This is a genomic window from Mycolicibacterium psychrotolerans, assembly GCF_010729305.1.
GTDB lineage: Bacteria > Actinomycetota > Actinomycetes > Mycobacteriales > Mycobacteriaceae > Mycobacterium > Mycobacterium psychrotolerans.
Window position 1 is genome coordinate 566,439 of record NZ_AP022574.1, and the last position, 12,598, is coordinate 579,036.

Annotated in this window: 14 protein-coding genes; 5 read left to right on the forward strand and 9 right to left on the reverse strand. The window is 70.1% G+C overall.

Annotated features, from left to right (window positions below):
* Window positions 1–9 precede the first annotated feature (9 nt).
* The 3 genes from G6N45_RS02830 to bluB are packed head-to-tail and all read left to right on the forward strand — an operon-like array spanning window position 10 to window position 2,721.
* Window positions 10–1,215: an MFS transporter gene (locus G6N45_RS02830; RefSeq protein ID WP_163720321.1), complete on the forward strand. Its 1,206-nt coding sequence runs from the start codon at window positions 10–12 to the stop codon at window positions 1,213–1,215.
* 31 nt (window positions 1,216–1,246) lie between these two features.
* Window positions 1,247–2,020, forward strand: coding sequence for a precorrin-4 C(11)-methyltransferase (gene cobM, locus G6N45_RS02835; RefSeq protein ID WP_163720322.1), 774 nt, complete (start codon window positions 1,247–1,249; stop codon window positions 2,018–2,020).
* A gap of 59 nt (window positions 2,021–2,079) precedes the next feature.
* Window positions 2,080–2,721 (forward strand): 5,6-dimethylbenzimidazole synthase, encoded by a 642-nt coding sequence (gene bluB, locus G6N45_RS02840; protein WP_163720323.1) that lies wholly within the window; start codon window positions 2,080–2,082, stop codon window positions 2,719–2,721.
* 85 nt (window positions 2,722–2,806) lie between these two features.
* Here bluB and G6N45_RS02845 read toward each other — a convergent pair whose 3' ends face one another.
* From G6N45_RS02845 to G6N45_RS02885, 9 genes are all read right to left on the reverse strand, one after another.
* Window positions 2,807–3,331 carry a bifunctional adenosylcobinamide kinase/adenosylcobinamide-phosphate guanylyltransferase gene (locus G6N45_RS02845; protein ID WP_163720324.1) on the reverse strand — a complete coding sequence of 175 codons (525 nt, stop codon included), beginning with the start codon at window positions 3,329–3,331 and terminating at the stop codon, window positions 2,807–2,809.
* The gene (locus G6N45_RS02850) at window positions 3,328–4,068 is read right to left on the reverse strand and encodes a cobalt-precorrin-6A reductase (RefSeq protein WP_163720325.1); all 741 of its coding nucleotides are present in this window, start codon (window positions 4,066–4,068) and stop codon (window positions 3,328–3,330) included. The genes G6N45_RS02845 and G6N45_RS02850 overlap by 4 nt, the downstream gene beginning before the upstream one ends.
* Entirely contained in the window at window positions 4,065–5,540 is a 1,476-nt protein-coding gene (locus G6N45_RS02855) for a cobyric acid synthase (protein ID WP_163720326.1), read from the reverse strand. The genes G6N45_RS02850 and G6N45_RS02855 overlap by 4 nt, the downstream gene beginning before the upstream one ends.
* Window positions 5,540–6,313, reverse strand: a complete 774-nt coding sequence (cobF, locus tag G6N45_RS02860) for a precorrin-6A synthase (deacetylating) (protein ID WP_163720327.1) — start codon at window positions 6,311–6,313, stop codon at window positions 5,540–5,542. The genes G6N45_RS02855 and cobF overlap by 1 nt, the downstream gene beginning before the upstream one ends.
* 24 nt (window positions 6,314–6,337) lie before the next feature.
* Complete coding sequence (locus tag G6N45_RS02865) at window positions 6,338–7,210, reverse strand: LysR family transcriptional regulator ArgP (protein WP_163720328.1); 873 nt, start codon at window positions 7,208–7,210, stop codon at window positions 6,338–6,340.
* Between the two features lie 17 nt (window positions 7,211–7,227).
* Window positions 7,228–7,515, reverse strand: coding sequence for a muconolactone Delta-isomerase (catC, locus tag G6N45_RS02870; protein ID WP_057150168.1), 288 nt, complete (start codon window positions 7,513–7,515; stop codon window positions 7,228–7,230).
* 6 nt (window positions 7,516–7,521) lie between these two features.
* Entirely contained in the window at window positions 7,522–8,391 is an 870-nt protein-coding gene (gene catA, locus G6N45_RS02875) for a catechol 1,2-dioxygenase (RefSeq protein ID WP_163720329.1), read from the reverse strand.
* Between the two features lie 63 nt (window positions 8,392–8,454).
* Entirely contained in the window at window positions 8,455–9,558 is a 1,104-nt protein-coding gene (locus tag G6N45_RS02880) for a mandelate racemase/muconate lactonizing enzyme family protein (RefSeq protein ID WP_163720330.1), read from the reverse strand.
* Window positions 9,555–10,469 carry a LysR family transcriptional regulator gene (locus G6N45_RS02885; protein WP_163720331.1) on the reverse strand — a complete coding sequence of 305 codons (915 nt, stop codon included), beginning with the start codon at window positions 10,467–10,469 and terminating at the stop codon, window positions 9,555–9,557. The genes G6N45_RS02880 and G6N45_RS02885 overlap by 4 nt, the downstream gene beginning before the upstream one ends.
* A 229-nt stretch (window positions 10,470–10,698) precedes the next feature.
* Between G6N45_RS02885 and benA the strand changes: the two genes are divergently transcribed.
* Entirely contained in the window at window positions 10,699–12,072 is a 1,374-nt protein-coding gene (gene benA / locus G6N45_RS02890; protein ID WP_407664331.1) for a benzoate 1,2-dioxygenase large subunit, read from the forward strand.
* Complete coding sequence (benB, locus tag G6N45_RS02895) at window positions 12,069–12,587, forward strand: benzoate 1,2-dioxygenase small subunit (RefSeq protein WP_057150164.1); 519 nt, start codon at window positions 12,069–12,071, stop codon at window positions 12,585–12,587. The genes benA and benB overlap by 4 nt, the downstream gene beginning before the upstream one ends.
* The last annotated feature ends 11 nt before the right edge of the window (window positions 12,588–12,598 follow it).

Consider the following 12,598-nt stretch of genomic DNA (forward strand, 5'->3'; position numbering starts at 1 on the left):
AGTCCGGGCATGCGGACCTACCGTGCTCTCTTCCGGGTGCCGCGCGTCCTGAACATCACGGCGGCGCAGTTGTTCGCGCGGCTTCCGCTCGGCATCCTGTCGCTGGCCGTCCTGGTCCACGTCGAGCATCACACCGGTTCGTACGCGCAGGCCGGCGCCGTGGTGGCGTGCCTGACCGTCGGCGAGGCGGTGGCGATGCCGGCCACGTCGAAGTTGGCCGGCCGGGGCGGTAGAACCGCGCCGACCCTGGTGATCTGCGCCGTGGTCAACGGGCTCAGCATGCTGGCGCTCGCGGTCACTACGGCCTCCGGGCTTCCGCTCATGGCGTTGGGGCTGCTGGTGGGCGCGTCCGTGCCGTCGCTGATGCCGGTGGTCCGCGCGCTGTACCCGCAGATGCTGCCCCGCGACGGCGTGCGGGCGCTGTTCGCCCTGGACACCACGGCGCAGGAGGTGATCTGGGTCGTCGGTCCTGTCGCGGCGATGGCGTTGTCGACGCTGCTCTCGACGGCGCTGCCGCTGATCGTGTCTTCTGTGATCACCCTGGCTGGGACCGCGTGGTTCCTGGTGAGCGCGCGAGGGCTGCGCCCGCGCGGCGGACCGCGCACCGGAACCGGCCGCCGGGTGTTCGCCCGCCGCAGCGTGCTGCTCGCCATGGTCGCCGGATGCGCACTCGTCGGGTCCTTCACCGCGCTGGAGGTCGGGGTGGTGGCCGAACTCGGCCGCGACGGCATGACCGCGGGCGTTGCGATCGCCCTGGCCAGCGTCGGCTCGGTGGTCGGCGGGCTGACCTGGGGACACCGCCGCCTCGGCCTGCGCGGCATCGTCGCCGCGCTGACCGTCGTGGCGGTGGGAACCGCGTTGTTCGGGGCCACCCACGTCCTGGCCCTGCAGTTCTGCGCGTTGTTCGTCTCGGGGCTGGGCTTCGCGCCGGCGATGTCGGCGCTGTACTTCACGGTGTCCCAGGACATCGACGAGAGCGTCGCCACCGAGGCGTTCGGCTGGCTGCACAGCGCCGCCCTGGTCGGCGGCGCGCTGGGCACCGCGACCGCCGGGATGGCGACCGACGCGTACGGCGCCTCCGGAGCGGTCGCGGTGGGGACGCTGTTCGCCGTGGTCGCCGCGATGAGCCCGCTGGCCGCGCGAGCCACCGGCCGGATCGGCGGACTCGTCGACGCGGAGCCGCTCGCCCGGCCTGCCGTGGGTTCGCCGCGCTGACGGTCGCCGGCGGGCCCTACACTCCGAAGCGATGGACGACGACCGGGCAGTGCAGTTCGTCGGCGCCGGCCCAGGGGCCGCGGACCTGCTGACGGTGCGGGCCACGCGGATGCTCGCCGACGCCGACGTCGTGCTCTACCCGGGCAGTTACCTCGATCCCGAGGTGCTCACCCACTGCTCCCCCGCGGCCGAACTCGTCGACACCGCCGATCTGGATCTGGACGCCATCGTCGACCGCCTCGTCACCGCCCACCGCGCCGGACGCCGGATCGTGCGACTTGTCTCCGGTGACCCGTCGGTGTACTCCGCGGTCTCCGAGCAGACCCGCAGACTCGACGCGGCGGGCGTGCCGTGGACCGTCACGCCCGGTGTGCCCGCCTACGCGGCCGCGGCCGCCCGCGTCGGCCGTGAACTCACCGTCCCCCTCGTCGCGCAGTCGGTGGTACTGACCCGCACCCAGCAGCGCTCGACCGCGATGCCAGCGACCGAATCACTCGCCGCGTTCGCGGCCACCCGCGCCACGCTGGTGCTGCACCTGGCCGTGACCCGGATCCGGGAGCTGATGGCAGAACTGGTACCCGAGTACGGTTCCGACTGCCCCGTCGTCGTGGTGTATCGCGCGTCCCAGCCGCAGGAGACGGTGCTGCGCGGCACGGTGTCCGACATCGCTGACGCGGTCGAGGCCGCCGGGTTCCGGCAGGCCGCCGTCATCCTCGTCGGCCGCGCACTCGCCGACCGGCCGGACCCCTGCGCCGGCGAAAGCCACCTCTACGACCCCGCCCGCGACCGCTCGGCGCGCCCGTGACGGCGCCCAAACCGACAAATGGGCGCGAAAACGCCCGGAATCCACGCCCAAACGTTCGTTTGGGCGAAGATACACAGGCCGCGCTGTACGACGTGATCGGGCGGCGCCGCGACACCCGCCGCGAGTTCTCCGGTGAACCGGTCCCCGACGAGGTGCTCGAGCGGGTCCTGCTCGCTGCCCACGCCGCGCCGTCGGTCGGCATGAGCCAGCCGTGGGACTTCGTGCTGGTGCGCTCCCCGCAGACACTGCGCACCTTCCGCGACCACGTCGCCGCGGAACGCGAAGTGTTCGCCTCAACGCTGAGCGGCGAACGCGCGCAGACCTTTTCGCGCATCACCATCGAGGGTATCTGCGAATCCGGGCTGGGCGTCGTGGTCGGCTACGATCCGACGCGCGGCGGGCCGCAGGTACTCGGCCGACACGCGATCCCCGACGCCGGCCTCTATTCGGTGGTGTGCGCGATCCAGAACCTCTGGCTCGCCGCCACCGCCGAAGGCCTCGGCGTCGGCTGGGTGTCGTTCTACCGCGAGAACTTCCTGCGTTTGCTGGTCGGCATGCCCGAGCATGTCCACCCGATCGCCTGGTTGTGTGTCGGGCGGGTCACCGAGCTGCCCGACGTGCCCGACCTCGAGCGGTTCGGTTGGCGAGCAAGGACTTCCCTGGACTCCGTGCTGCACCGAGAGACCTACCAGGCCCACTGAGAGTGCTCCCGGCGAGCGCCCAAACCGACAAACGGGCGCGAAAAGGGTCCCTTTTCGCGCCCGTTTGTCGGTTTGGGCGTAAAAGTCAGAGGCGCAGGACCCGGCCCGCGATCACCAGGTGCACCTCGTCGCAGACCTCGGCGACGCGCTGATTGACGGTGCCCAGCAGATCCCGGAACAGCACCCCCGAGCGGTGCGCCGGCACCACGCCGAGGCCGACCTCATTGGTGACGATCACCGCCTGCGGCACCTGCGCCAGCACGTCGCAGAGCGCGTCGACCCGCGTTCCCAGCAGGTCGTGGACGTCGGCCGAAGGCGCCTCCCACAGTCCCGCGTCGTCGACGACTCCGACCACCCAGGTGCTCAGACAGTCGACGAGCACGGGTCCGTCGGCGCCGGCGATGGCGCCGGTCAGGTCGGTCGTCTCGACGGTCTGCCAGTCGGGTGAGCGCCGGGCCCGGTGTGCGGCCACGCGGGCGTCCCAGTCGGGGTCGCTGCCGTCGGCTGCCCGGCCAGGGGCCACGTAGGTGACCCGTCCGGCGTCGGCCAGCAGCGCTTCGGCGTGCCGTGACTTGCCGGACCGGACGCCGCCGGTGACGAGGATCCTCACCGGGTCATCGTAGAGAGCGCGCGCACCCAGTCCACCGCGTCGGCGACGTCGGTGACGGTCGTGACGCCGGGCGCGCGGGCGGGGCGCCGCACGATGACGACGGGAACCCCCAGTTGCTGCGCGGCGTCCATCTTGGGCCAGGTGTACTCACCGCCGGAGTCCTTGGTGATCAGTACATCGCTGCGGTGCTCCCGCATCAGGGCGAGCTCCCCGCGCAGCGCGTACGGGCCCCGGCTGGTGATCAGCCGCCACCGCGGCGGCAGGACGTCGTCGGGAGCCTGCACCACGCGGGCGAGAACGTCGTGGCCGTGCAGAGCCGGAATGAAGCGTGCGAGCTCCTGACGGCCCACGGTCAGGAACGGCCGCCGACCCAGCTGTGCGGCCAGCGCGGCCGCCTCATCGTGCGAGTCCACCCAGTACCACGAGTCGCGCGAGTGCTCGGCCCAGCCGGGCCGTTCCAGTCGCAGCAGCGGCACCCCGCCGGCGGCGCAGGCCGCCGCCGCGTTGGCGGAGATCGTCTTCGCGAACGGGTGCGTCGCGTCCACAACGGCGTCGAATTCCGCCAGGGCGGAACGCAATCCGTCGACGCCGCCGAAGCCACCGATGCGGACCTCACCCACGGGCAGCCGCGGATCGGCGACCCGCCCGGCCAGCGACGTCGTCACCTCGCCCAGCGGGGAGAGCTTCTCGGCCAGGTCCCGGGCCTCGGCGGTCCCGCCGAGCAGCAGGATCCTCACGGGGCGCCCGGCGGCAGGAACGGCAGACCCGCGGGCGCACCCCGGTGGGCGAGGTCGAGCAGCGCGTCGACGTCGATGTGCTGCTCGACCAGATCCCCCAGCAGGTCGATGCGCCGCTCGCGGGCTTCGGGAAAGGACACCCCGGACGCCGAGATACCGAGCGTCTCGGACAGGAACCGCGCCCGCAGCGCGTCGCCCTCCAGGGCCCCGTGCCACATCGTGCCGAACACGGTGCCGTGGCGCACACCGCCGAGGAAATCCTCGGTGGAACTCAGCGCCGTGATGCGGCCGTGGTGGATCTCGTAGCCGGACGCCGGTGCCCCCGACCACGCACCGCGCGGCAGCCGAAGCGTTTTCTGCGCAACGAAATTCGTGTCGACGTCGAGCAGTCCGAGACCGTCGACCTCCGTGACCGTCCCCTCCACGCCCGCGGGGTCGCGGACCGTCCGGCCCAGCATCTGGAAGCCCCCGCAGATGCCGAGCACCGGCTTCCCCGCGGCGGCGTGGGCACGCACCGCGTGGTCGAGTCCGCGGAAGCGCAGCCAGGCCAGATCGGCGATCGTGGAACGGGTGCCCGGCAACACGATGAGGTCCGCGTCGGTCAGAGCACCGGGGTGCGAGGCGAAGACCACGTCGAGTTCGGGCTCGAGACCGAGCGCGTCGACGTCGGTGAAATTGCTGATGCGCGGGAGTCGGATGACCGCGACGCGGCGGGCGCCGGCCCGCAGTGAGCGCCTGCCGGCGATCTCCAGGGCGTCCTCGGAGTCGAGCCACACGTCGGGCTGCCAGGGCAGCGTCCCGAACACCGTTCGGCCGGTGACCTTTTCGAGATCTTTCAGGCCCGGGCGTAGCAGGTCCAGGTCGCCGCGGAACTTGTTGACGACGAATCCGGCGATCAGGGCCTGGTCCTCGGGAGACAGCAGCGCCACGGTGCCCAGGAACGCCGCGAACACGCCGCCGCGGTCGATGTCACCGACCACGACGGTCGCCGTCCCGGCGTGCCGGGCCAGCCCCATGTTGACGTAATCCCCTGCCCGCAGGTTGATCTCGGTCGGGCTGCCTGCGCCTTCGGCGACGACGACGTCGAAGCGCGACGCCAGGTCGTCGTAGGCGGCGTGAGCCGCCTCGGCCAGCGCGCGCCGGCCGTCCAGCCAGTCCGACGACGACACCTCGCCCCACGGTTTACCCATCAGCACCACATGGCTACGCCGGTCGCTGCCGGGCTTGAGCAGGACGGGGTTCATCGCCGCCTCGGGGTTGACCCGTGCGGCGACTGCCTGAATCCATTGCGCGCGGCCGATTTCCACGCCGTCGTCACCGGACCCGGCGCAGACCATCGAGTTGTTGGACATGTTCTGCGCCTTGTACGGCGCGACGCGGACACCGCGGCGGGCCAGGGCCCGGCACAGCCCGGTGGTCACCAGGGTCTTGCCTGCGTCGCTGGTGGTGCCGGCGATCAGCAGCCCGGCCATCAGGGTCTCCTGAGCAGGAAGAGGTCCATCACCCAGCCGTCGCGGGCCTCGGCGGCGGCCCGGGCCTCGGGCAGGGCGGGCAGCACGTCGCCGAGCCGGCCGGTCAGCAGGCGTTCCCCGGGCGCGCCGAGATTCGCGCCCCACCAGATCGTCCAGTCGTGCAGACCGGTGAAGTCGAGGCGCTGCGGCGGCGGGTTGAGCATCGCGACGATGTTGTCGACCCCGGCGGCGACGGCCTCCTGCAACCGCCGCCCGGTGGTGATGTGGACCGACCGGCCCACCTCGTGCAGCACGATGCGGTGCCGGGCGGCGAGCAGAGAGGGCGCGCTGACACCGGGCAGCACGTCGTAGTCGACGTCGATCTGCCCCGCGAGGAGGCCGCGCACCTTCTCGACGATGCGGATCGTCGAGTCGTACAGCGACGGGTCGCCCCACACCAGGAACGCGGCCGTGCCGCCACGGCGCCGCAGCACGTCGGCGTAGCGTTCGGCGCGGGCGTCGTGCCAGTCGGTGACGGCGGACTCGTAGCCCTGGGCGCTCAGCCCGGTCGAGCGGTCCCGCGGCGGGTCGGGCACCGCGATGACCTCGGCGGGTCCCCGCGGACCGGGGTGGGCGCCGACGATCGCGCGCCGCAGCGCGAGCAGCGGGTCGTCGTCCGACTTCTCGGCGGCCAGCACGTAGTCGACCGACCGCAACGCCTCGGCGACCTCGCGCGTCACGTGCTCAGGCCCCATCCCGACGCCGAGGATCCGAACCCGCACCGGCGCACCCATACCCACGATTGTCCCTGCTCGCGTTCAGCGCGACCGGAGCAGGTCGGCTGCGGCTGCCGAGGAGACGGCGTCGGTCACCAGCTCGACCGTCGGGCTGTCGAGCTTCCAGCACTGCCAGTACAGGGGCACGTCGAGGTGCTCGTCGCAGATGCGGACGAAGAATCGGTCGATCAGCTGCTCGGGATACATCCCCCATCCCAGGCCCGCGTGTACGGCTGCACCGAAGCCCGTGGCGGTCGGCACGTAGTGCACGGGACGCCGCAGCACCGTCCCGAAGGCCTTGCGCAGCAACTGGTCCTGCAGCGCATCGTCACGGTTCCACGCCAGCGACGGTGCGCGACCGGCAGCGTCGGCGGTGAAGCCGTCGGGCAGATGGCGCGCCACGAAGTCGGGCGTGGCCACGGGCCGGTAGCGCATGATGCCGAGCGGCCGCACCCGGCAGCCGGGCACCGCGGCACGTTCGGTGGTGACCGCACCCATCACCACGCCCTCGCGCAGCAGGCGTGCAGAGTGGTCCTGATCCTCGATGCGCAGGTCGAGCAACGCGTCGGTCAGCCGGTCGAACACACCGGTGAACCAGGTCGCCATCGAATCGGCGTTGACGGCCAGCGCGATCCGCGGCCGCTCGGCGGAGCCGCCCCGCATCTCGGCGAGCGCCTCGGCCTCCAGCAGCGTGGTCTGCGCCGCCAGCCGCAACAGCGGAGCACCCGCAGCGGTTGCGACACAGGGCTTCTCGCGCAGAATGAGGACCTGACCCACCCGTTGCTCGAGGGCCTTGATGCGCTGGCTGATCGCCGAGGGCGTGACGTGCAGGTGCGTGGCCGCCGCGTCGAAGCTGCCGAACTCGACGACTGCCGCAAGCGCGGCGAGCTGACCGCTGTCCACCTGGCCCGCCACAGGGATAATGCTAGGCCTCAGCCCGCCACGGCGATGTCGGAGGGGTGTGCCGCCAGTGGGGTCACGGCGATGCTCATGAACGGGAAGAGCGGGAGCCCCGAGAGGATCCGGTGCAGTTCGTCGTGGGAGTCGACGTCGAAGATCGAGTAGTTCGCGTACTCGCCGACGATGCGCCAGATGTGCGGCCACTTCCCCGACCGCTGCAGGTCCTGGGAGTACTCCTTCTCTCGGTTGATGAGCGCGGCCCGTTCCTGCGGGTCCAGTCCGGCAGGCAGCCGGACGTCCATCCGGACGTGATACAGCATTGCGGCTCAGCCCTTTTCGGGGTCGAGCACGAAGCCGTAGACGATCTTCTGCGATCCGTCGGATATCGACTTCGGATCAAGGACCAGCTCGGGCTTGACGGCGTCGGCGATGTCGTCGTCGTTGTGCGGGTCGCCGGGGAAGTACAGCTGCGCGGTGAGCTGCTCGTGGCCCGGCGCCGACACCTTCACGTGCAGGTGGGCCGGCCGCCAGGCGTGCCAGCCGGCGGCGGCGATCAACTTGCCGCAGGAGCCGTCGGTGGGGATCTGGTACGGCGCGGGACGGACGGTGGTGATCTCGAAGGCGCCGTCGGGCCCGGTGGTGAAGGTGCCGCGCAGATTCCACTCCGGCAGGTTCGGGGCGAACTGCGAGTACAGCCCGTCAGCGTCGGCGTGCCAGAGCTCCACGGTGCCCGGCAGCGGGCTGCCGTCGGTGGAGGTGATGGTTCCCTCCCACACCAGGCGCGTGCCGTTCTCGTCGTCGCGCATCGGAATGGTGCCGCGGGCGCCGCACTCGGGCGAGCCGGGCACGTAGTAGGGCCCTTCGATGGTTCCCTTGTTGCCCTGCCGGTGGTCGGTGGCGACGTCCTCGACGACGTGCTCGACCCAGACGTCGAGGAACAGCGGCCATTCGCCGTCGGCGCCGACGCCGATCAGCCACGCCTTGAGGGCGTTGTACTCGTCGTAGGTGACCCGGTGTCGGCGGATGGTGTCGTGCACCGCGGAGAGCACCTCGCGGGCCAACAGGTCGACGCGTTCGGTCGGCGTGTCCTTGACCGCCTCGAACGGTGACTTGTCGGCGTGGAACCGCTCGGTCGCGGACGCGCCGGACGCGGCGGCGGTGGCGACCTCGGTGGTGGTGGTCTCGGTAGTGGTCATGGCCGTACTTCTTTCTCGTTGATCGTTCGTTGGTTGTTCGGTGTGGGCTGACACCGAAGGTCTTCAGTGGTCCGTGCGGTAGCGGGCGAGCTTGTCGGGGTCGATGTCGATCCCCAGGCCCGGTCCCGCGGGCACGTGCAGCTCCCCGTCGCGGATGCGCAGCGGTGTGGTGAGGAGGTCATCGGACATGTCCAGGAAGTTCGACAGCTCGCCGGCACGGCGCGCCGTGCGTTCGTACGCGGCGCCGAAGGCCACCGCGCAGGCGGTGCCGACCTGGCCGTCGATCTGGTTGCCGATGACGACCTCCAGGCCGAGTCCCTCGGCGAGGTGGTGCACCCGCTGCGAGCCGGTGAAGCCGGTGCGGGCGGTTTTGATGCTGATCGCCGTGGCCGAGCCGGCCAGCACCTCGCGGGTGACGTCGGCCGGGGTGGGCACCGACTCGTCGGCGATGAACGCCACGTCCAGGTGGCTGACGAGCCACCGCCGTCCCAGGACGTCGTCGGCCGGGCACAGCTCTTCTGCGAAGAGCAGGTCGAGGTCGGCCATCTGCTTCATGGCCCGCAGGGCCTCCGCGGCGGTCCAACCCCGGTTGGCGTCGACGTAGAGCTCCACGGTGTCACCGAAGTGCTCGCGCAGCGCCCGCACCACCGCGGTGTCCAGGTCGATCGGGCGTCGCCCGACCTTCACCTTGAACGTCCGGATGCCGTAGTGGTCCACGATGCGCTCGGCCTCGGCGACCATCGCCTCGGGTGTGTCGAACCCCAGCATGTGGCTGACCCGAAGGCGATTGGTGTAGCCGCCAAGCAGATCGCTGACGGACAGGTCCAGGCTGCGGCCCAGCGCATCCCAGATCGCCATGTCCACAGCGGCTTTCGCGGTCGGGTTGCCGACGGTCCGCGCCAGTCGCGAGGTGACCACTTCCCGTTCGGTCAGCCGCAGGCCGATGATCTGGGGGGCGAAGATCTGCCGGATCACCGCGAGGATCCCGTCCTGCGTCTCCCCGTAGGTGAACGGGCGCGGAGGCGCCTCCGCCACGCCGATGACGCCTTCGTCGGTGTGCACCCGGACCAGCACGTGGTCGGCCGAGTGCACCTCACCGGAGGCGAACCTGAGCGGCTTGCTGTAGGGAATCGAGAACGGAACAGCTTCTACTGCAGTGATTTTCATGATCTCTCCTGGATATGCGCGACGTCGGCGGTGGGGGTCAGCCCGACGGAGAGCAGTGCGACCACGGCATCGACGACGGGATTGTCGACCCCGCGGCGCCACGCCAGCGCGAGCTCGATGGTGTCGCTGTCGGTCAGGTCGCGGAACACGACGCCGTGCAGCGCCAGTGCCCGCACCGAGGCCGGCACCACCGCCACCCCGAGTCCGGCGGCCACCAGCGCAAGCAGCACCGCGGTGCTCGGGGCGCTGTACTCGCGATGGGGCACGAAACCGGCGTGCCGACAACTGCGCAACACGGCATGGTTGACCGCGGAGTCGGGGCTGGCGTAGCTGATGAACGGTTCACTGCGCAGATCGGCCATCGCGACCACGGGTTCGACGGACAGCCGGTGATCGGCCGACACGGCCAGCACCAGCTGCTCGAGGTCGATGGCGCGGATCTCGATGTCCTCGCCGACGGCCGGCGGCCGCAGCACACCGACGTCGAGGGTGCCCGAGCGCAGACCGTCGCACTGGTCGGGAGTGAGCACGTCGGAGCGGATGTCGAGCGCCACCCCCGGCAGCTCCCGCCGCACGATCCGCGCGATCCGGGGCAGATGGGAGAACGCGGCGGTGCCCGTCATCCCCAGCCGCAGCAGGCCCGTGCGGCCGGCCGCGATGCGGCGCACCCCGCGCTCGGCTTCGTCGACGCCGGCGAGGATCCGCCCGGCCTCGGCGCGCAGGAACTCCCCGGCCGGCGTCAGCGACACCCGGCGGGTGGTGCGGGTGAACAACGTGGCGTCGAGCTCGTTCTCGAGCTGTCGGATCGCATACGACAGCGCCGGCTGCGCGATGTGCAGCTGCTCAGCCGCCTGACCGAAGTGACAGGAATCGGCCACGGCGACGAAGTAGCGGAGGTGGCGCAGCTCCATGTCCGGTCCTTTCGACGACAGGTCAGCGGCCCAGGTCTCATAGAGGGGCCCGGTGTGATCACCGACACGAGTGACGCTAGACCGCTAATCCATCGATGACAAAGACCTATTTACGTCTTATTGATGGACTGGGGTTATCAATCAGAGCCCAGTTCAGGACTAGCAATTCACCTAGTGTGATGGACACCACGCGGTGACAGTGTTCGGGGAAGCATCACACGAACGCTCGCTGGAGGCACCTGTGACCACATCCCTGAACCCCGTCGCCGACGTCCTGGCCGACGCCGTCATCGACGACCCGGACGCCGGCGTGTTCCGGACCAACCGGCGCATCTTCACCGACGAGGACATCTTCGAACTCGAGATGAAGCACATCTTCGAGGGCAACTGGATCTACCTCGCCCACGAGAGCCAGGTGCCGAATCCGGGCGACTACTTCACCACCTACATCGGCCGCCAACCCGTCGTCATCACCCGCGACAAGAACGGCGACCTGCACTGCCTGATCAATGCGTGCGCACACCGCGGCGCCATGGTCTGCCGGCGCAAGACCGACAACCGGATGACCCTGACGTGCCCGTTCCACGGCTGGACGTTCCGCAACGACGGGACCCTGCTGAAGGTCAAGGATCCCGACGGGGCGGGTTACCCGGACACGTTCAACGTCGGCGGCAGCCACAACATGACGAAGGTCGCGCGGTTCGCGGGGTACCGCGGCTTCCTGTTCGGCAGCCTCGACGACGACGTGCTCCCGCTCACCGAGCATCTCGGGGACGCCACCAAGGTGATCGACATGCTCGTCGACCAGTCCCCCGACGGCCTGGAGGTGCTGCGCGGCTCGTCGACATACACCTACGACGGCAACTGGAAGGTGCAGGCGGAGAACGGCGCCGACGGCTACCACGTCACCGCGACGCACTGGAACTACGCCGCCACCACCAGCAGACGCACCACCGGCGAGTCGACGAACGACACCAAGGCACTCGACGCCGGCGGCTGGGGCAAGTCGGGCGGCGGGTACTGGTCCTTCCCGCACGGGCACCTGTGCCTGTGGACCTGGGCGGCCAACCCGCATGACCGGCCGCTGTGGGACAGACTCGACGAGCTCAAGAGCCGGTTCGGCGACGCCAAGGGCGAGTTCATGGTCAAGGGCTCGCGCAACCTGTGCATCTACCCGAACGTCTATGTGATGGACCAGTTCTCGACACAGATCCGGCACTTCCGGCCCATCGCTCCGGACAAGACCGAGGTGACCATCTACTGCATCGCCCCGAAGGGCGAGAGCGCGACCGCCCGCTCCCAGCGGATCCGCCAGTACGAGGACTTCTTCAACGCCTCCGGGATGGCGACCCCCGACGACCTCGAGGAGTTCCGGTCCTGCCAGCTGACGTTCCGCGCGAGCGCGGCCCCGTGGAACGACATGAGCCGGGGCGCGCAGCACTGGCTGACGGGGCCTGACGAGGTGGCCACCTCGCTGGGGATGGACGGGGTGATCTCCGCGGGCGTCAAAAACGAGGACGAGGGGCTCTACCCCGTCCAGCACGGCTACTGGCTCGAGACGATGCGTCGCGCGGTGCGCGCGCAGGAGGAGAATCGACGATGACCGAGACGATCAAGACGACCGGAAAACTCGTCACACAGAACATGATCGAGCAGTTCCTCTACCGCGAGGCGCGCTACCTCGACGACCGTGAGTTCGAGAAATGGCTGGACTGCTACGCCGACGACGTCGTGTACTGGATGCCGGCGTGGACCGACGACGACCGACTGGTCGAGGACCCGCAACGCGACATCTCGCTGATCTACTACGCCAACAAGGGCGGTCTCGAGGACCGGGTGTTCCGGATCCGCACCGAACGCTCCTCGGCCACCTCGATGCCGGAGCCGCGCACCAGTCACAACATCAGCAACGTGGAAGTGATCGAACGCCGCGGCGACCTCGTCGACGTCCGATTCAACTGGCACACAATGTATTTCCGCTACCAGACCATCGACCCGTACTACGGCACCTCGTTCTACACGATCGACTTCACCGGCGAGCAGCCCCTGATCCGCCGCAAGACCGTGGTGCTCAAGAACGACTACATCCACCACGTGGTGGATGTCTACCACTTCTAGAGGAGACCGCC